Below are 20,362 nucleotides of genomic sequence, written 5' to 3'. Positions count from 1 at the left end.
TGGCGGTGAATTTAGTTGAAAATTTTGAAACAATCTTGAATTGATTATTAATTAATCTAAAAATAGCTCTAAAACATACAAACCTATATAAAAGCTGCATGAATATACTTTAAATCGCTATAGTCATGGTATTTAGTGACTTGACTACGTTTTTATTCACTCTTAACTCATCACTCTCAAATTTCTGCAAAGCCCTAGCAGTCTTGTTGTTCGGGCTCTGCAGCAATCCTGAAAAGGCTTGGCAGCAATGTTGCGGCGTCCTTGCAGTGAGTTAAGAGTGAGGAGTTAGGAGTGAGAAGTGGATGGTTTGAGGATGAAAGAGATACTGATTCAAATTACAAATGGAATGAGATGAGATGAAAAATGTGACAAAAGCGAGAAAATAGAAAGGATTCTTTTGCTTTTCATCTGATTTACAGTACCTTTGCAGATATACGAGTATGAACGAAAATGAGAATAAAATAAAGCATCAAAAATGAGAATAGCATTAATCGGTTATGGCAAGATGGGCAAGATGATAGAACAGATTGCCAAAGCTCGCGGCCATGAAATCGTGAGTATTATAGATATTGACAACATGCAGGACTTTGACAGTCCGGCTTTCGCTTCGGCTGATGTTGCTATCGAGTTTACCAATCCCACAGCGGCTTACGACAACTATCTGCGTGCGTTTAAGCATCATGTGAAGGTGGTTTCGGGCAGCACAGGATGGATGAGCGAACATAAGACCGATGTAGAACGGTTGTGTAATGACGAGGGACAGACTTTGTTTTGGGCTTCCAATTTCTCGGTTGGTGTGGCCATTTTCTCTGCCGTGAATCGCTATTTGGCCAAGATTATGAACGGCTTCCCACAGTATCAGGTAGAGATGGAGGAGACCCATCATATCCATAAACTTGATGCGCCGTCGGGAACAGCTATCACTTTGGCTGATGAAATCATCGACCGACTCGACAGGAAAGACACGTGGGTGAAGGGAGAACAGCATAATGCCGATGGCACTGTGACCGGAACGAACCATGTGGCAGCTAATGAGTTGGCTATAGCGAGCGTTCGTCGCGACGAAGTTCCGGGTATTCACACCATCACTTACGATAGTGAGGCCGACAAGATTGTGATTTCTCACGATGCACATAGCCGTAAAGGATTTGCGTTGGGGGCTGTACTGGCTGCCGAGTATACCAAAGACCATACGGGATTGCTTACTACCAGTGATTTGTTTAAAGAAGTATTGGGCTGAGAAAATATAAATCTGGCTTTCGCAAGTTGAAGGATATTGAGGAGATAACGAAAGGTAATGGGGGCTAAGGGAAGGTAACGGGAGGTAACAGGAGATAACGGACATTTGTCCGATAACTCCCTTTGAACTCCTTTCTAACTCCTTCTTAATTCCCAAAATTAGACCGATTAAAAGATTATGATAGACAAAGAAAAAGCTAAACTGAATATGAAAGTACAATGGACTAAGTTTGTCGTTGTACTGGTATTGTATCTTATATTCCTCTTTTGGTTAAAGAGTTGGTTGGGATTGATAGTTATTCCCTTTATATACGACGTGTATATATCAAAGAAGATACGCTGGCAATGGTGGAAAGATGCCGAAGGTCCGGTGCGATTTATCATGAGTTGGGTAGATGCTTTGGTGTTCGCGCTGGTGGCAGTGTACTTCATCAATCTCTTCTTCTTTCAGAATTTCGTTATTCCTTCTTCCTCTTTGGAGAAGTCGTTGCTTACGGGAGATTATCTGTTTGTGAGCAAAGTGAGCTACGGTCCGCGCATTCCGCAGACTCCACTCACTATGCCTTTGACGCAACACACGTTGCCCGGTATCAATGTGAAGAGCTATTTGGACTGGCCACATTGGGAATATCGTCGTGTGAAGGGTCTAGGTAATGTGAAGCTCAATGATATTGTAGTGTTCAATTATCCTGCCGGTGACACGCTTGTCAACGAAGAACAATGGCAGCAGAGCGACTTCTATCAGATGGCATATTCATTTGGTCAGCAGCTCGTGGAACAACAACAAGGTCTGTTACCCAACTTGGCTGAGCTTACTCGGGAGCAGCAATACGAATATTTTGGGCAGATATATGCCGTTGGTCGCAACTATATAGCGAATAATCCGAAAGACTATGGAGACATTATCACACGTCCCACAGACCGTCGTGAGAACTATGTGAAGCGTTGTGTGGGCTTACCCGGCCAAACGTTGCAGATTAAAAACCGCATCGTCTACCTTGATGGCAAGGCCAATAAGGAACCGGATAATGTGCAATATACTTACTATGTGAAGTTGAAGAAGCCCATGCCCGAAGAGGTGATGGCCGAATTGGGTATTTCAATGGAAGATATGATGAGCTTGAATCAGGCTGGTTTCTTGCCTCTGACCAAGAAGGCTTACGAGGCATTGAAGGCTCGTAAAGACCTCGTGGCAAGCATCCGACTGAATACTGATGCTACTACGGGCGACCTTTATCCGCTCAATGGCTATACGGGATGGACTCGTGACAACTACGGTCCCATCTGGATTCCGAAGAAAGGAGCTACTGTGAAGCTTACGATGGATAATATAGCAGTCTACGAACGTCCCATCCGTACCTACGAAGGTAACGACTTAAAGGTGACCAATGGGCAGATATACATCAACGGAAAACTTGCCAACAGCTATACATTCAAGATGGATTACTACTGGATGATGGGCGACAACCGTCACAACTCGGCCGACTCGCGCTATTGGGGATTCGTTCCCGAAGACCACATCGTGGGTAAACCTATCTTCATTTGGTGGTCGCACGACCCCGATCACAAGGGCTTTAGCGGTATCAGATGGAGCAGATTGTTCAGTTTGGTAGATAATATTAAGTAAGTGATAATGGGAAATTGAAAATGGATAATGATGATATGATGAGCAGCATTGTGATTCACTGAATATTAGTCCTGCTTTCCCTTATCCGCATTTCATAATTATCCATTCTCAATGATGAATTATTAATAAAGAAAAGTGCGCTTCCCTTTCAAGTTCATATTGGGGCTTGTGGCGGCTGTTTTGCTGATGTTGGCCGTCAGGGCATACGCTTTCACCGTTTATACAGTGACAGATTCGGCTCTCAGGCCGATGCTTAAGACAGGCGATAGGGTGATGGTGGATAGATTTATACACCGAAAATTGAAGCCGGGGGCGATGGTGGTGTTCCATCAACAAGGTACTATCATTGGTCGGGTAGAGGCTCTTCCCGGTGATACCATCACTCTACGAGGCACGCACTATCTTGTTCCGACGCGCTGTTGTCAGCGTTGTCAGAGCGCAGACTGTAAACTCTATTTGGTCAATACGGGCAAAGACCGACGGCTGGTGTACCAACACCAAATGGTTGGACAGGCTTTCCGATTATTCTATCTACCATGGTAAAGAACGCAATACTCACTTCCTCATACTTCGGACCGGTGCAGTGGTATCAGAAACTGAACCGTTATGGCGTGTGTTTCATCGAACAACACGACAATTTTGTGAAGCAAACGTACCGTAATCGGTGCACGATAGCGACGGCCAATGGCTTGCAATCGCTCACCGTACCGGTGGAACGAACCGATAATTTGAAGTGTCCGATGCGCGATGTACAGATAAGTGACCATGGCAACTGGCGTCATATCCACTGGAATGCATTATTGAGTGCTTATGGAGAAAGCCCTTTCTTCGAGTTCTATTCCGATGATTTGCGCCCTTTCTTTGAACGAAAATGGAAGTATCTCTTTGATTTCAACATGGAAATCATGGAGAAAATGTGCAGTTTATTAGACATAGAACCGACGGTAAAACTTACCTCTTCGTACATGGATGAGGTCGAAGGGTATGCCGATTTTCGTGAGGTGATTCGGCCGAAGCATCCCGGTGAGGATGCCGAATTTGTTGCTAAACCGTATTATCAAGTCTATTTGCAGCGACATGGATTCCAACCTAACCTTAGTATCTTAGACCTCTTGTTCAATGAAGGTAACGAGAGTGTACTCTACTTGTAATAACTAAACTAAATCAAATGAAAAGAATTATTGTATCAATGCTGGCGTTTTGCTTGGTAATAGGCGCAAGTGCGCAAGACCAACCACGCGTAAAAGTGGCACAAGGTGTGCTGCAAGGTACTGAAATTTCGGGTATTAAAGTTTTCAAGGGTGTACCTTACGCAGCACCACCTGTAGGTGATTTGCGTTGGAAAGCGCCACAACCGTTGGCTGCTTGGGACGGTGTGAGGATGGCAGATGACTTCGGTCCCGACCCCATGCAGGAACCGATATTTGGTGATATGAACTTCGGTGCGAAGACAAAAAGCGAAGATTGTCTTTATCTTAACGTCTGGACGCCCGCTAAAACCATGCAGGAGAAGTTGCCGGTGTTGGTATATTTCAATGGTGGCGGACTGATGGCAGGAAGCGGAAGTGAGCCTCGTTACGCCGGACTGAACATGGCTCGACGTGGTATAGTGGGCATCACGGTAAACTATCGCGAGGGTATTTTCGGTTTCTTCTCGCATCCCGAACTCTCTAAGGAGGCCTCGTATAAAGGGTCGGGTAACTACGGTTACATGGATCAGGCAGCTGCTTTACAATGGTTGCAACAGAATGTGGCAGCTTTTGGAGGCGATCCTAAACGCATTACTATCGTGGGCGAATCGGCTGGTTCGGTGTCGGTGAGCGCTTTGATGGCATCACCTATGGGCAAAGGAACATTCTCTCAAGTCATTGGTTCGAGTGGTGCTATTGTGGGATTGTTGCATAATGAGGTCGACAAGAAAGGTAATCTATACATCGCTTATGGTCAGTTACCATCGCTCAAAGAGGCTGAAAGCGAGGGTGTCAAGACTATGAAAAAGATTGGTTGTAAGAGTTTGAAGGAGCTAAGAGCCATGCCTGCCGAGGAATTGATGACCCAAGCAGGTGTCAGAAGCATGTCGCGCGGAACAGTAGACGGCCTTTTCTTCACCGAGCAACCGGAGGAAGTGTTCAAGAAAGGTGAGCAAGCCCAGGTGCCACTGCTTATCGGTGGTACCTCGAAAGAGGCTGCTGCGTGGTCTGTTTTGCTTGGCGGTGCTCCCACATTGGAGACGGTCAAGGCTCGTATCACGCCACTTTTCGGCGATGCAACCGACGAGATGTTGCAGTTATATGGCTTTCATAACGATGCCGACTTGTTCAAAGAGCCGGGCACACTGATTGGTTCCGATATGTTTATTGCTACCAGTACGTGGCGTTTGAGCGAACTTCACCGTACCACAAGTAATTGTCCGGTGTATCGTTATCAGTATTGTCATCCTCGTCCGGCGATGAAACAGAAAGGTTTAGTGGCCAAACTGGCCGGTGGAACATCCAAGGCTACCGATACCAAACCTACTGAACCGGTGGATGAATACATCGGAGCGAGCCACTCATCGGATATAGAATACGCCATGGGCAACCTCTCTACGAATGAAGTTTTCGACTGGAATGCCGATGATTATGCTGTTTCCGGCATCTTCATGAACTTCTATGTGAACTTCATTAAGACCGGAAATCCCAATGGACTGGGCCTCCCCGACTGGCCCGCCATCAACGGAAAGAATCCTGTTCCAGTGATGAAAATAGATGTAAATACGCGTGTTGAGACCAATCCTACGATGGATCGACGTTATCAACTATTCGATAAACTCGTGTTCCAAAAGTGATAATACGAGTAGAAACAATAAGGCCTGTGATACAATTGAGTGTCACAGGCCTTATTCATTGCTTTATTTTCGTTCCGCTATATCGCTCCACTTCGGAGTTATCGGGAGTTAAACGCCTTTTGGGCGTAGAAATTACGAATGAGAGTTAACGGACAAATGTCTATTGACTTTAAGGCTCTTGGAGGCTTTATCTCTCGTTTTCTCCCGATAACTTCTTATCTTTCTAAACTTGAACCGTTTATTTTTTACCGAACAACTCGTCGAGTATAGTGTAGAATACAGGGTCTTCACCCACGATGGTCTTTACGATTTTGCCGTCGGGACCTACGATAATTTTGGTTGGGAAGCCCTGAATGGCATAGTCGGATAGTACCTTACTGTTTTCCGGATTGTACACATGGAGCCATGGAAGGTCGTGTTTCTTCACGGCAGCACGCCACTTCTCATCGCTATCGCGACAGTCGATGCCAAGAATTTCAAATTGTCCTCTGTACTTGTTATAATACTCTTTCATTTTTGGAATGCCTCGGATGCACCATATACACCATGAACCCCAGAAATCGAGAACCACGTATTTGCCGCGCAGGCTGCTCAGGGCGAGTGGCTTTCCAGCCAAGTCATTAAGTGTAAAGTCGGGAGCTTGTACACCCGCAGCCTGTGTCTTGCTGGCTTTCTCTTCTGCTTCGGCACGCTGTTTAGCCCTGTCTATGAAGAATGAATAGTACGATTTCATGCGCCCGTTTTGCACTTCGGGGGTGAGAAGAGTGGCTGCTTGTTCCATCTTCTTTACGTCTTCGAGGAAGCTGATAACGACGGCACTGGCCTCATAGTCGGGATGTTGCTTGACGAAGTCGAGCATACGTTGCTGTGCCTTTTCCTCTATTTCAGCAGCTTTTTCGCGATATTCCTTCATCACCTGTTCACGATTCTCACCTGCATCCAGTCTCTTCTGAATGCCCATGCTGTATTCTTGCATCTCTTTAGATGAGTTCTCCAACATTAGGTTCACTTCATGGTACTGTTGATAGAATTTAGAGCCACCGGTATCATAGCGTGTTTTCATGTCACCGGTCAACTCCAACGTCTCGCCGGGAACACCCACTACGAGCACTCTAGTTCTGTCTTGGTCGCGCATGGTAGCCGGTGTGGCCATCTGAACGTAAGAGACTTCCTTCATCGGGAGCGTGAAATCGAAGGTTCCATCCTTCAATACGACATTGGTTTGTTTAGTTTCCCCGCCGAACGTTCCATAGGCAACGACGGCCGAATCGCCGAAGTTGGCCAGTTTACCTTTGACATGTAGCAAGTCGTCAGCGGCTTGTGCCGATACTGCACTGGCCATCATGAGGCTGGTCAGTAAGGTAGTATACAATTTTTTCTTCATTATTTCTCCTTTTATAATTGGTTATTTTGCAAATATATATCGTTCTCGCTAAATACCGAAAGCATTCAAAATCTTTTCAATGTATTTAACTAAAAGCAGTTGTTTGGGGAGGTCTCGCACATGAAAGGAGGCCGTGTGCAGTAGTGTTTTTTGCCCTCGTCGTAGCCAAAACAATTCACTTCCCACTCTTAATTCGCCTACTTGTTAACTTGTTTAGATGTCCATTAGTTTACTGCAAGGGCGAGGCAGCGATACTGCAAAGCCTATTCGGCGATGCTGCAGAGCCGAGACAGCAAGGTTGCGAAGCCTTTGCAGCGAGTTGAGATTGAGAAGTTAGGAGTGGGAAGTGATGGCTTTAATGAGGTAGGATTGGCTGATTGGCGGTTTATAAGGATAGATATGGTCATTGTATAGCGTGTTGATAGCATAACAAAAAGGAGGTAAGCTCGTGCCTACCTCCTTGATATTTCATGAGAGCCAAACGCTCCCTATTTTCTTATCTCAATACTTTGATTCCTTATTTTTCACTTTTTACTCTTTCTTCTTGCCCATCCCTCTTCGGTGAAATCGGGGATTTCGCCTTTCAAGGTCTTATTTCCGGCATTCATCAAAGAGCGCCAATCGGTTGCGTTGGTATCGTCATTACGACGACGGGGAGCACTCTTGCGAGGTGCATCGCTACGTCTTCCACGCGCCTCACTGCGTCCGCGACGCTCGCTATAGTCGCTTCTTTCGCGACGACCACCGCCACGTTGTGGCTCATCGGCATCGTTACAACGCACTTCTCTGCCCTTGTAACGCAAGCCACTGAGGGCACGCATCACCTTTTGGGCGTCGCTTTCGGGTACTTCAAAGTACGAGAACTTACTCAATAAGTCGATATGTCCCACCTCTTGACGGCCACGTACATTCTTGTTTAAGAACTGCATCATCTCGCCGGGATAGAATCCATCGTCTTTACCAAGGTTGATAAAGAGACGTTTATAACCGCCTTCGGCCTTGCGACGACCACCCTCTGAGCGGCGTCCACGGCTGTTGCCGGCTTCCGAACGCTCTTTTCTGCCACCGGTCACAGGTTTCTCTAACTGCGGTGCATTGCGGTAGTAGTCGAGGAAACGACCGAAAGTGATGGTCACCATCTTCTTGATGATGTCTTCTTTATCAATATATTCGAATCGTCGATTGATTTCTTCCATGTACTGAGCTATCTGCTCTTCGTCCACATCGGTCTTCATAATGTCGTCCATAACCTTGTAGAGTTGCTTCTTGCATATCTCTTCGGGCGAAGGCAGTGTGCCGTCTACAAACTCTTTGCTGATGATTTTCTCAATCTGACGAATCTTAAATTTCTCGCGTGAGTGGATGATACAAATACTTGTACCCTTCTTTCCGGCGCGACCGGTACGGCCACTTCGGTGAGTATAACTCTCTACATCGTCGGGTATTCCGTAGTTGATGACGTGCGTTAAGTCGTCGACATCGAGTCCACGTGCAGCCACATCGGTAGCAATAAGCAACTGTGTGAGGTGGTTACGGAACTTCTGCATGGTTAAATCGCGCTGTTGTTGGCTCAAGTCTCCATGCAATGCTTCAGCGTTATATCCGTCTTTGATGAGTTTGTCGGCAACCTCTTGAGTCTCCAATTTGGTACGACAGAAGACGATACCGAATATACGTGGGTAATAGTCTACGATGCGTTTGAGTGCCAAATACTTGTCTTTGGCATGCACCATATAATAGATATGGTTTACATTCTCGGCTCCTTCGTTGCGGCTGCCCACTACTATCTCCTTGTGATCGTGCAGATAATTCTTTGCAATACGCTCCACCTCACGGCTCATTGTAGCTGAGAAGAGCAATGTATTGCGGTCGCTTGGCACGCCTTCAAAGATTTCGTTGATGCTGTCGGAGAAGCCCATGTTGAGCATTTCGTCCGCTTCGTCGAGCACAACGTTGTTCACATGCTCCAGCTTAGCGACTCCCCGGTGCATCAAGTCAATCAATCTACCGGGTGTAGCCACAATGATTTGCACGCCATGACGGAGTGAACGAATCTGGGTTTCGATAGATGCTCCGCCGTAAACGGGTACTACATGTAAGCCCGGAATGTACTTACCAAAGTCGTTGAGGTCGTCGGAAATCTGCAAACAAAGCTCGCGTGTAGGACTCAAAATGAGTGCCTGAGTGACTTTCTGTGATGGATCTACCTTTTGTAACAATGGGATTCCATAGGCGGCAGTCTTACCTGTACCGGTCTGCGCGAGCGCTATGACATCATTTCCATTACCTAATAAATACGGGATTACCTCTTCTTGAACAGGCATCGGATGCTCAAACCCAATCTCCTGAATGGCTTTACGAATCTCTTCGTTAACGCCTAACTCTTCAAATGTCTTCAAAATAAAATGTATATAAATTCCTGTTCAAGCTCTTGGACCTCCCTACTTATCCTAATAAAAATGGTCTTCTCGGTTTGAACGGGTGCAAAGGTATGAAATAATAATGACATTACGAAATAAAAAGAGAGAAAAGACTGCTGCCTCTTCTCTCTTTTTATAATTTATAGGATAGCTTGAGTAGGTTTAGGAGTTTTCGGGAACTATCAAGAGTAAGTGTCTTTTTGAGACTTGTAGTTAGCAGACAAATGTCCATTAACTACCGATAACTCCAATGCCCGATGGGGGCATTTAACTCCTTCTTCCTCCTTATTTAACTAATTAGCTTGCAAGAATCTGTCGGCATCGATGGCTGCCATAGCACCTGAACCGGCTGCTACCACGCCCTGACGATAGTTGGGATCGGCTACGTCGCCGGCTGCAAAGACGCCTTCTACGTTTGTCTTTGATGTTCCGGGAACGGTCTTGATGAAGCCCTGAGCGTCTAAATCCAAATAGTCTTTGAATAGTTCGGTATTCGGTTTGTGGCCGATAGCCAAGAAGAAACCGTCGATAGCGATGTCGTATCTCTCTTCATCAGGTTCGCCTAAACGCTTCACCACGTGAGCGCCCTCGACACCATTCTCTCCGAAGAGTCCCACGGTGTTGTGCTCGAACAGTATCTCGATATTCTCTTTATCAATGACACGCTGCTTCATAATCTCCGTTGCACGCAAGAAAGGTTTACGAACAATGAGGTAAACCTTGGCTGCCAGAGACGACAGATACATCGCTTCTTCACAGGCGGTATCGCCACCTCCAACGACAGCAACGACCTTTTTACGATAGAAGAAACCATCGCAGGTGGCGCAGGCGCTCACTCCCTGACCGCGATATTTCTCTTCGTCGGGCAGTCCTAAGTACTTTGCTGTGGCACCGGTAGCAATGATGACCGAGCGAGCTTCAATCTCGTTGCCTCTGTCGTCGACGCAATGGAAGGGTCGGCTGCTCAAGTCGGCTTTTACAATCTCACCATCTCTAATCTCGGTACCGAATCTTCCGGCCTGTTCACGCAAGTCCATCATGAGCTGATTGCCGTCTACTCCCTGCGGATAACCGGGGAAATTCTCCACTTCGGAAGTTGTGGTGAGCTGTCCACCCGGCTGTAATCCTGAGTAGAGGATGGTCTTCAAGTTAGCGCGACCGGCATAGATGGCTGCCGTATATCCGGCAGGTCCGCTACCGATAATCAGTGTATCAATCTTTTCCATGTCTATTATCCTTTTGTTATAGTTGTTATATCAATATGTTATATTCTAACGCCCGCGACACAAAGGTAACTCTTTTGCTTGATATTATGGATTGAATGAAGATATATTTAACCTTTTTTGGAGAAACTGCAGAGGCATTGCAGTTTTTCTGCTGTACCTTTGCAAAATAGCTGAAAAGGCCTTTCAGCATTGCTGCCGATGCTTTGCAGCAATCTCATAACAATCTGGAATGATGAAAAGAACGATATTATTGGCAGGATTATTGGTCTCTGCTACACTGGCAAATGCCGGTAACCACACGTTGAAATGGGCCAAAGCCATCAACGAGGTGTTTGGCGACGGACTAAAATTGACGGCAGTTGCGCTGGAATATGATGCCCCGATAGACTCTACAAGTTTAACGTTGAAAACATATACTGTGCGTGGGGGCGAGGTGGCAAGGGTCTATACCAACGACCGAGCAGAGAAGTCGGCAGTCTCGAAGCGTGGCCGGTATGTGCTTATCGCGCTGAAGTCGCCTATAGCTTTGCCCTCTAAACGTGCCTCGGCAGCTAAATTGATCGGTGCGGCCGCAGTCGTACAGAAGACAAAAATCAAGGTTCTTGGAGGCGGAAAGGTGAAGGCATTGAGAGATACCATCTACACCTTGTCGACACAAAACATTGCGGTAGACGACTTCAAGCAGCAGACTTATAAAGACCGGTCGACCGGTTTAGGATTGCGTTACAATATCTTTATACCCCGAAAGTTTGAACCCGGCGTGAAATATCCATTGGTGCTGTTCCTGCACGATGCCTCCGGGGTGGGCAAGGAACTGAAGAATCCACTCGTACAAGGCAATGGCGCCACGGTGTGGGCGTCGCCCGAATGGCAGGAAAAACATCCTTGTGTAGTGGTGGCACCGCAGTTCGACCGCCTGACGGCAGACGATACGTATCATTATGGCGACGAAATACGCGCTTGTCAGTCGCTGGTCGATTTCCTTAAAAAGCAGTATCCGCTCGATGTCGACCGCTTGTATGTCACAGGACAAGGCATGGGAGCCATGTCGGCTTATGTGATGTTGCTACGCCGCCCCGACCTTTTTGCCTCGGCATTGCTGGTTTCCGGGCATTGGGATGCAAGAAAATTGGGACCTTTGGCCAAGAAAAATCTGTGGCTGGTATCGGGTAAAAAGGATACGAAAACGATAGCCGGTGTTGATAAGATGCTCGATGAATGGGACGAACACGACGCCATGGTGAGCGAGAAAGACTGGCCTTTGGAGGCTACAGCTGCCGAACGAGCTGCCGAAGTACACGAGCTGATGCTCACAGGAAGTAATATCAAACACACACGATTGGTGGGTGGAGACGGTAAGGATGCTTGGCGTGTGGCCTATAGCATACCGGGTATGGGTGAATGGTTGTTCGATCAACGACTTTCTAAGAATATAGACGAATTGCGTGCCCACCTACTTAACGTCACAGGAAAAGAAGTGTTGCTCGATGCGCATCGTGGTGATTGGCACGGAACATCGGAAAATTCGCTGAATGCTGTGTTTAAATCGGTGGAGCGAGGACGCCAAATGGTGTCGGTAGATGTGCGTAAGACCAAGGACGGACAGCTCGTTTGCTTCTCTGATAGGACTTTAGAACGACTGACCAATGGTAAGGGACTTGTTGGCAACAAGACTCTGGCGGAATTAAAAGCACTGAAGATGAAAGACGACCGTGGGCAGGTGACTAAATGGGTAATGCCTATGTTGAAAGAGGTCTTGAACTATGCCAAGGGGCGTATCTTGGTAGATATTGATGCTCCCGATGCCCTCTTGTCGGATATTCGCGATGTGGTAGCAGAAGCAGGAGCGCAAAGTGTGGCCATACTACCGGGTGCGGTGAAAGACGAAGGCAACTGGATGCATAAGGCAGTGGTAGACCTTGACGCTCCACGTGCAATCCTTCGTGTACGCAAGGCGTTGAAGTCGTGGCCGGTGATGGTGGAATTACGATTTTCCAAAAATAATAATTCGCTGCTCAAACATGCCATCTCGCTGGTGCGCGGACATGCTCGTGTATGCTTCAATACAACCGAGAAAGGACTTGCCGGTAACCATGTAGATGTGGAAAAGGATGGAGATGCCGAGCTCGTGTGGGGCGACTTGATACGACAAGGAGGTACAATCATCAAGACCAATCGACCTGAACGATTGGTGGAATATCTGAGTAAATAAGGAGTTTGCAACCGAGTTGCATGTTTTTATTTTTACTTTTGTCGATGAATCAAAATTTATAAAGATGGAAGAGGAAGAAATAATGCAACCTTGGAAACTAGTAGTCTCGGCAGTGATGCTTGTTGTCGGGATGGTGATGACATGGCTTGATGTGGCTTGGTTCGGGCATTGGTGGGTGCTTTTGGCATGGTATATCATTGCATTCCTGCCTGTAGGATGGGGAGTGATGCAAGAGGCTTGGGAGCATATCAGCGAGAAGCACGATGTGTTTACGGAGTTTACACTGATGTCGTTGGCCTCTATTGGTGCGTTTTTCATAGGCGAATATCCGGAAGCTGTGGCTGTGATGCTTCTCTATTGTATTGGCGAACTGCTGCAAGATAAAGCGGTAGACTGTGCCAAAGACCATATCAAAGACTTGGTGGCCTATCGTCCTGACCGTGCAATGGTGATTGTTAACGGTGGGGTTGAGGCTCGCGAAGCGGCAGAAGTAGGTGTGGGCAGTGTGATAGAAGTGAAACCCGGCGAACGCGTTCCGTTGGACGGTGTGCTGCAAGATGGCGCTGCTACTTTCAACACAGCGGCTCTGACGGGTGAGAGTCTGCCTAGGCTGATAGATGGCGGAAGTGAGGTGCTGGCCGGAATGATAGTCGTGGACAGCCCAGTTAGGATTCGTACGACGCGTAAGGTTGGCGATTCTGCTATCTCGCGTATTTTAGAGATGGTCGAGAAAGCAGGTGAACGCAAGGCTCCGACCGAACTCTTTATTCGTAGATTTGCACGTGTTTATACGCCCATTGTTGTGCTATTGGCCGTGCTGACGGTGATTTTGCCGTGGCTATATAGTTTGATTACGGCCGATTTTTCCTTTGTTTTTAGTACTTGGTTGCACCGTGCTTTGGTGTTCTTGGTTATTTCTTGTCCTTGTGCATTGGTCATTAGCGTGCCTTTAACCTATTTTGGGGGTATCGGAGCGGCATCGCGTCGCGGTATCCTCTTTAAGGGTGGAAATTTTTTAGATGCCATTCGTGAGGTAGATACCGTTGTGTTTGACAAGACCGGAACACTGACTACGGGGCAGTTTACCGTTACTTCGGTGGAAGGCCTGACGCCTGAAATGCAGGATGTAGTGTCGGCAATGGAAAGTAGTAACAATCATCCGTTGGCGCAGGCCATAGCAGAATATCATCCCACGGATAAGCGATTGGATGCCAAAGATATTCCCGGTTATGGGTTGGAAGCACACAATGGTAAGGACAGATGGCTCGTGGGAACACTCAGATTACTGGATCAAGAAAGGGTGGTCTATCCGGTTGAGCTGCAAGAAGTGAGCGAGACATTGGTGGCTTGTGCTTGTAATGGGCGATATGTGGGTTGCTTGAAATTGGCAGATACGCCGAAAGAGGATGCTCGGCATGTTGTGGAAAGCTTGGCTTCTCAAGGTGTCAATCATGTAGAAATATTATCGGGCGACAAGCAGGAACTCGTACACAGGGTGGCCAATGAACTGCATATACAGCATGGATATGGTGACTTGTTGCCTCTAGATAAGGTGGCACATATCCAAGAGTTGCAGCGACAAGGTCGGAAGGTGGCTTTCGTGGGCGACGGTATCAACGATGCGCCGGTATTGGCCATGAGTGATGTGAGCATAGCGATGGGAGCCATGGGCTCGGATTTGGCTGTTGAGACGGCTGATATTATCTTGCAGACCGACCAACCGACGAAAGTTGCCGAGGCTGTGGAGATGGGGCGACGTACGTATGTGATTGCTCGGCAGAATATATTCTTGGCTCTTAGCGTAAAAGCACTGGTGATGTTGCTAGGCGTGCTAGGCTTGACCAATCTGTGGGGAGCTGTGTTTGCCGATAGCGGCGTGGCGTTGTTGGCCGTGATGAATGCCACAAGGATATTGTTGGAAAGGAAGAGATAGAAAGGGTAGGATGGGGCTGTATGCCCCTACTTACTCTAACTTGCCGACTATAGATGGGTTGTTCTTTGGACACGGGGGCTTTCAGTTGGATTTACACCATATTATATATAAAGCTTCTTTGTTCCCTGAAGAAGGGTAAGAAAAGGAGAATAAACTAGAAAATTAGAACCATCTAGCTTTCATTTCTTTCTTTTTAAAGCTAAGTTTTCTTTCTGTTTGCTATTTTAAGTATTAAATAATATGCTTTTATGATTTAAAAAATGTGGAATGGTTTTAGTTTTGTAACTTCTGTATAGTTCTAAAAATATTTTAATAGCAAAACTGTTTCAAATGAGTATATAGGAATGCCATGACGGTCTATAAACGCTTAAAAACGGTGTAATATATTCGTATTGAGCGGTTTATATGAATTTTTAAAGTTGTAATTTTGTTTGATTTATTTGAAATAAAGTATTAAAAAATTTGCATTTATCAAATCATTTGCTAATTTTGCCTTGTGTAAAACCAGATATATAACTTTAACAATCCCTGTTTAGGGTAACTGTAACTAAACTTAATTCAAAATGTGTAAAGGAATGAAGTTCTTTTGGATCTCAATGAGAACCAAACTAACTGTTCTGATGTTATGCTTCGCTTTTGGAGCATTCGCACAGAACTCAACAGTCAAAGGTAATGTCCTTGATGAGACCGGTCAGCCGGTTATTGGTGCAACTGTCAAGGTACAGGGTACTAACATCAATGCAATTACCGACATCGATGGTAATTATTCGATTAACTGTCCGGCTAACGGAACACTCGAATTGTCTTATGTAGGCTACAAGACAGCTTATGTAAAAGTAGGTAACCGCTCTAAGGTAGACGTGAAAATGACTCCTGAAGCTACCGCTATCGATGAAGTTGTGGTAACAGCCTTGGGTATCAAGCGCCAGTCTCGTTCGTTGGGATATTCTACAACGAAGGTAGGTGGTGAGGATTTCCAGCTGGCACGTGATCCCAATATTGGTAATGCTCTCTCTGGTAAGATTGCCGGTGTGAACGTAGCGGGTAATGGTACAGGTTCTACAGGTACTTCTCGTGTAGTCATTCGTGGTAATGCTTCACTTACAGGTAACAACATGCCTCTCTATGTAGTGGACGGTGTGCCATTTGATAATACCAACCAAGGCTCTGCAGGTATGTGGGGTGGCTCGGATATGGGTGACGGTTTGAGCAACATCAACGCTGATGATATCGAAAGTATTCAGGTGTTGAAGGGGGCTGCCGCTTCTGCCCTTTACGGTTATCGTGGTGGTAACGGTGCTATCTTGATTACTACTAAGAGTGGTAAGAAGAATCAGCCGGTATCTATTGAAGTAAATGAGAACTTGACTTTCAACTCTATTTATGACTATCGCGATTGGCAAAAGACTTTCGGTTTGGGTAAATATGGTGTGAAGCCTACTAACGTAAAGGCTGCTCAAGAAGGCGAAAGCAATAGCTGGGGTGCCGCTTTAGATGGCTCTGAAGCTACCAACTTCCTTGGTAATACTTATGCTTATAAGGATGTAGACAACTGGTCTAAATTCTATCGTACCGGTATTACAACTAATACTTCGGCTTCAGTTTCTGGTTCTGCACAAAATATTACTTATCGTTTCGGTGCTTCTTATAATAAGGAGAAGAGTATTCTGCCTAACGCAGGTAATCGCCAGGTAGGTTTGAATATGAATACTACCTATGACATCTTTAAGAATCTGCACTTGACAGTGACCGCTAACTATACTACGGATAAGTCGAATGGTCGTGCAAACCTTTCCGATGGTAACGGTAATACCAATGCTTCTCTGCTTTATCGTGGTAACTCTTTCGACATAGAGTGGATGAAGGGAACCGAAAAAGGTTGGGGTACTAACCTTGACGGAAGCGAAATGATTGGTGGTACCAATGTTTATTTCAACAACCCTTATTGGTTGCAATATCGTAAGACCAACGATATGAACCGCACACGTTTGGTTGGTGCTGTCAATTTACGTTGGGATATTACAGACTGGTTGTATATCCAAGGTGCCGTTCAACACGATGGTTATAACTTCGAATACAAGCAGGTACAGCCTGTTGGTGCAGCTGCTGACCCTGCAGGTTGGATGACTCAGTACTCTAAGAACTTCCATGAGAACAACTACAACTTCCTTTTGGGCTTCAATAAAACATTCGGTGATTGGACTGTTGGTGCTACCTTCGGTGGTAACAAGCAGTTTGATATCAGCAAGATATTCTTGGTTTCAGATGGTGGTCGCCCATTCGTAGTAGACGGTTTGTGGTCTGTGAACAACTTGAGTGACAAGCGTCCGGCTATAAAGACAGAGCGTTATCAGGTTAATTCTCTCTATGGTACAGCTGATTTAGGATGGAAGAACCAAGTGTTCTTGAACCTTACAGCTCGTAACGACTGGTTCTCTACATTGGCAGACAATAGCAATAGCTATTTCTACCCATCTGCAACACTTTCTTGGGTGTTCACCGATACATTCCGTAACCAGCTTCCTGCTTGGTTCGACTTCGGTAAGTTGCGTGCCGGTTTGGCTTCTGCATCTAACGGAACTTCTCCTTATCAGAACCTCCTTCTTTACCAATTGCGTAACTATAAGGTTAATGGACAGATTGCAGCAACACAGAACAATGGTGACAAGTATCCTAGCAATACATTGAAGCCGGTTCATATTTCTGAGTTTGAAGTAGGTTTGAACTTGTCATTCTTCGAGAGTCGTTTGAACTTTGATATGGCTTACTATGTAAAGAAGACCACCGATGACATCGCTGTAGTATCTACATCTTCTGCATCAGGTTATGGTTCTAAGGTTGCCAATGTTGGTAAATTGAAGAACAACGGTTTTGAGTTTATGGTTGATGCATATCCTATCAGAAACAAAAATTTCCAGTGGAATACTACTTTGAACTTTGCTTATAACAACTCAAATGTAGAGTTTTTGGGTGATGGTGTAGACCGTTTGTCTATCGATGGAGCTCAGAGCCGTAACGGTAATGTTTATATCTACAATGTTGTAGGACAGCCTTATGGTCAGATTATCGGTAACAAGTATAAGAGAGATGCTAATGGTAATCTTCTGTTGAGTAAGGGGCTTCCACAAGCAGGTGAGCAGACTATACTCGGTAATGGGGTTTATAAGTGGACCGGTGGTTTCCGTAACTCTTTCAGCTATAAGAACTTTACATTGGCATTCTTGATTGATGCAAAGTTCGGTGCTAAGATTTTCTCTGGTACAAACTACCAGCTTTACTCCTATGGTATGCACAAGAACACATTGAACGGTCGTACAGCCGACAATGCAAAGGGTGCTATCGTGGCATCGGGTATTGATGAAGCTACCGGCAAGGCCAACACTGTTTCTGTATCAGCTCAAGACTATTATCAGGCAATTTGCAAGGCAAACATTGGCGAAGAGTTCGTTTACAGTGCTGACTTCATCAAGTTGCGTGAGTTGTCGTTAGGCTATACATTCCCGAAATCAATGTTTACTCACATGAACTTTGTTAAGGGATTGAGCCTATCTCTTGTTGCTCGTAACCTATGGACAATCATGAAGCATACTCCGAACATTGATCCTGAGTCTGCAGTCAATGCTGGTAACGGTCAAGGACTTGAGTTGAACGGTTATCCTACAACTAGAAACATTGGTTTCAATGTGAATATTAAGTTCTAATTATCATTAATGAGAAAATAAAATGAAAAAGTTTAAATATATAGCATTAGCTTCGGTAGTTGCACTCGGAGTCTCTAGTTGTGGAGATTTTGGTGACCTCAATATTGATCCGGAGCACTTGAATGAGGCCAATGTGCCTACGGCTATGCTGTTCACAAATGCGGAACATCAGGCATTGGGCTCCGACTGGGATATGTGGCGTACCGGATGTATCTACTCAGCTCAGTTTACTCAGCAACTTACATCTATCGACTGGTGGGATAGTTATGGCCGCTATAACTACAGCGATGGTTACTCTGCTTCGTTCTGGGATACTTTCAATGGTGACCGTGGAGCTTTGCGTGACGTCACTACCTGCGTTGATAAGTGGAAAGGAAACGACAAATTGAAGATAGATTGGAACATCGCTCGTGTGATGCGTGTTTATGCTTTCGGCAAGATGACAGACCTTTACGGAGATATTCCTTACTCTCAAGCTGGTCGTCCTGATCAATTCTCTTATCCGGTTTACGATAGCCAGAAGGATATTTACACTGATATGCTGAAGGAATTGGATGAAGCTCAGGCTAATTTGGCATCTGGAACTGCTGACATGGGAGCCCATGATGTCTATTTTGCAGGTAATGCCGCTAAGTGGAAGAAGTTTGCTAACTCTCTCATGCTTCGTTTGGCTATGCGCCTAGTAAAGGTAGATGAGGCTACAGCAAAGAAGTATGCTGCTAAGGCTTTTGCCAATGGTGTTATCACAGATTACGCAGATAATGTGAAATTGGACCATCCCGGAGCATCTCCTTCGGATGATTCTGCTGAGCCATTTGCTAAAATCAATGCCAAAGAAGACCGTGAGTTCTTCCTCAGCAAGACTTTCGTTGATATGTTGAAGGATTCTCAAGACCCACGTATCTCTTTGATTGCGACTGTTGCAGCAACCAATGGTATCAAGTCGGTTGAGAAAGATTTGTCTGCCGAAGACTATGGTGATATGACTCCAGAGAAGCAAGAAGGTCTTCTTTCTGGTGGTTATAGCTTGAACCCTACCAGTCCTTACGCTATGGCTAAAGTTGATCCTCGATTCAAAAAAGACGATGCTCACATCATTGACCATGTCGTAAAAGACGGTAAGAGTACACCTGTTTACTGGTATGATCGTTACACCAACTACTTCTCAATCCCTAACCGTTACACTTATAATGACCCCACAGCTCCTACATTTGTTGTAACAGCTGCGCAGACAAACTTCTTGTTGGCAGAAGCTGTAGTTCGTGGATACATCAGCGGTGACGCTAAGAAGTTCTATGAAGACGGTGTAAAGGCTGCATTCTTGCAGTTCAAGCAATTCCCCAATGCCGGTAAGATTTATCAGCAGTACTTAGATGGTAAGGTAGATGCTTATCTCGCTGCTAATCCTTACAACGCAGCTAAGGCTTTGGAACAGATTAATACACAGTATTACATCACTACTTTCGGTGATCCTCATGAGGTGTTTACAAACTGGCGTCGCTCTGGTTTCCCTGTATTGACACCTAATGCAATGGCTAAGGAAGATGGTCAGTGTGCTACAAAGGATGGTTCTATCCCACGTCGCTTCATCTATCCTAGCAAGGAATCACAGGTAAATAAGGCCAACTACGACGCAGCTATTGCTCGTCAAGGTAAGGATAGATTTGATACACGAGTATGGTGGGATAAATAATACGATTTAATTCCCTATTCAAAAATAGCGAGTGCATTCTCAAGAGTGCACTCGTTTTTTGTTGTATAGGGCTGAGACGTTTTTCTTTCTTATGTGGTTG

The 20,362-nt window shown here is 45.7% G+C and carries 13 protein-coding genes; 10 read left to right on the top strand and 3 right to left on the bottom strand.

The window, feature by feature from the left end:
* Window positions 1-475 precede the first annotated feature (475 nt).
* From dapB to HMPREF0671_RS07335, 5 genes are all read left to right on the top strand, one after another.
* A complete protein-coding gene (gene dapB / locus HMPREF0671_RS07355) occupies window positions 476-1,240 on the top strand; it encodes a 4-hydroxy-tetrahydrodipicolinate reductase (protein WP_036898843.1) in 765 nt (254 codons plus the stop codon).
* A gap of 177 nt (window positions 1,241-1,417) precedes the next feature.
* Window positions 1,418-2,866 (top strand): signal peptidase I, encoded by a 1,449-nt coding sequence (lepB, locus tag HMPREF0671_RS07350; RefSeq protein WP_036898840.1) that lies wholly within the window; start codon window positions 1,418-1,420, stop codon window positions 2,864-2,866.
* A 135-nt stretch (window positions 2,867-3,001) separates the two neighbouring features.
* The gene (lepB, locus tag HMPREF0671_RS07345) at window positions 3,002-3,409 is read left to right on the top strand and encodes a signal peptidase I (protein WP_036898837.1); all 408 of its coding nucleotides are present in this window, start codon (window positions 3,002-3,004) and stop codon (window positions 3,407-3,409) included.
* Window positions 3,403-4,017, top strand: coding sequence for a WbqC family protein (locus tag HMPREF0671_RS07340; protein ID WP_036898834.1), 615 nt, complete (start codon window positions 3,403-3,405; stop codon window positions 4,015-4,017). The genes lepB (HMPREF0671_RS07345) and HMPREF0671_RS07340 overlap by 7 nt, the downstream gene beginning before the upstream one ends.
* A gap of 17 nt (window positions 4,018-4,034) precedes the next feature.
* Entirely contained in the window at window positions 4,035-5,693 is a 1,659-nt protein-coding gene (locus HMPREF0671_RS07335) for a carboxylesterase/lipase family protein (RefSeq protein WP_036898831.1), read from the top strand.
* Between the two features lie 238 nt (window positions 5,694-5,931).
* On the opposite strand, the gene HMPREF0671_RS07330 is transcribed toward HMPREF0671_RS07335, so the two are convergent.
* A complete protein-coding gene (locus tag HMPREF0671_RS07330; protein ID WP_036898829.1) occupies window positions 5,932-7,077 on the bottom strand; it encodes a TlpA disulfide reductase family protein in 1,146 nt (381 codons plus the stop codon).
* 273 nt (window positions 7,078-7,350) lie between these two features.
* On the opposite strand from HMPREF0671_RS07330, the gene HMPREF0671_RS12275 reads away from it, so the two are divergent.
* Window positions 7,351-7,491 carry a hypothetical protein gene (locus tag HMPREF0671_RS12275; protein WP_156431006.1) on the top strand — a complete coding sequence of 47 codons (141 nt, stop codon included), beginning with the start codon at window positions 7,351-7,353 and terminating at the stop codon, window positions 7,489-7,491.
* A gap of 110 nt (window positions 7,492-7,601) precedes the next feature.
* On the opposite strand, the gene HMPREF0671_RS07325 is transcribed toward HMPREF0671_RS12275, so the two are convergent.
* Window positions 7,602-9,476 carry a DEAD/DEAH box helicase gene (locus HMPREF0671_RS07325; protein ID WP_036898825.1) on the bottom strand — a complete coding sequence of 625 codons (1,875 nt, stop codon included), beginning with the start codon at window positions 9,474-9,476 and terminating at the stop codon, window positions 7,602-7,604.
* Window positions 9,477-9,790: 314 nt separating this feature from the next.
* Window positions 9,791-10,723, bottom strand: a complete 933-nt coding sequence (trxB, locus tag HMPREF0671_RS07320; protein ID WP_036898822.1) for a thioredoxin-disulfide reductase — start codon at window positions 10,721-10,723, stop codon at window positions 9,791-9,793.
* 229 nt (window positions 10,724-10,952) lie between these two features.
* On the opposite strand from trxB, the gene HMPREF0671_RS07315 reads away from it, so the two are divergent.
* From HMPREF0671_RS07315 to HMPREF0671_RS07300, 4 genes are all read left to right on the top strand, one after another.
* Window positions 10,953-12,935 carry a glycerophosphodiester phosphodiesterase family protein gene (locus HMPREF0671_RS07315; protein ID WP_036898819.1) on the top strand — a complete coding sequence of 661 codons (1,983 nt, stop codon included), beginning with the start codon at window positions 10,953-10,955 and terminating at the stop codon, window positions 12,933-12,935.
* A gap of 64 nt (window positions 12,936-12,999) precedes the next feature.
* Window positions 13,000-14,868, top strand: coding sequence for a heavy metal translocating P-type ATPase (locus HMPREF0671_RS07310; RefSeq protein ID WP_036898816.1), 1,869 nt, complete (start codon window positions 13,000-13,002; stop codon window positions 14,866-14,868).
* Window positions 14,869-15,464: 596 nt separating this feature from the next.
* Window positions 15,465-18,569, top strand: a complete 3,105-nt coding sequence (locus tag HMPREF0671_RS07305) for a SusC/RagA family TonB-linked outer membrane protein (protein ID WP_231725571.1) — start codon at window positions 15,465-15,467, stop codon at window positions 18,567-18,569.
* A 22-nt stretch (window positions 18,570-18,591) separates the two neighbouring features.
* Window positions 18,592-20,262: a SusD/RagB family nutrient-binding outer membrane lipoprotein gene (locus HMPREF0671_RS07300; RefSeq protein WP_036898811.1), complete on the top strand. Its 1,671-nt coding sequence runs from the start codon at window positions 18,592-18,594 to the stop codon at window positions 20,260-20,262.
* Window positions 20,263-20,362 lie beyond the last annotated feature (100 nt).

The sequence above is a fragment of the Prevotella sp. S7 MS 2 genome, from assembly GCF_000762865.1.
Taxonomy (GTDB): domain Bacteria; phylum Bacteroidota; class Bacteroidia; order Bacteroidales; family Bacteroidaceae; genus Prevotella.
This window is presented reverse-complemented; position numbering and strand designations above follow the sequence as displayed.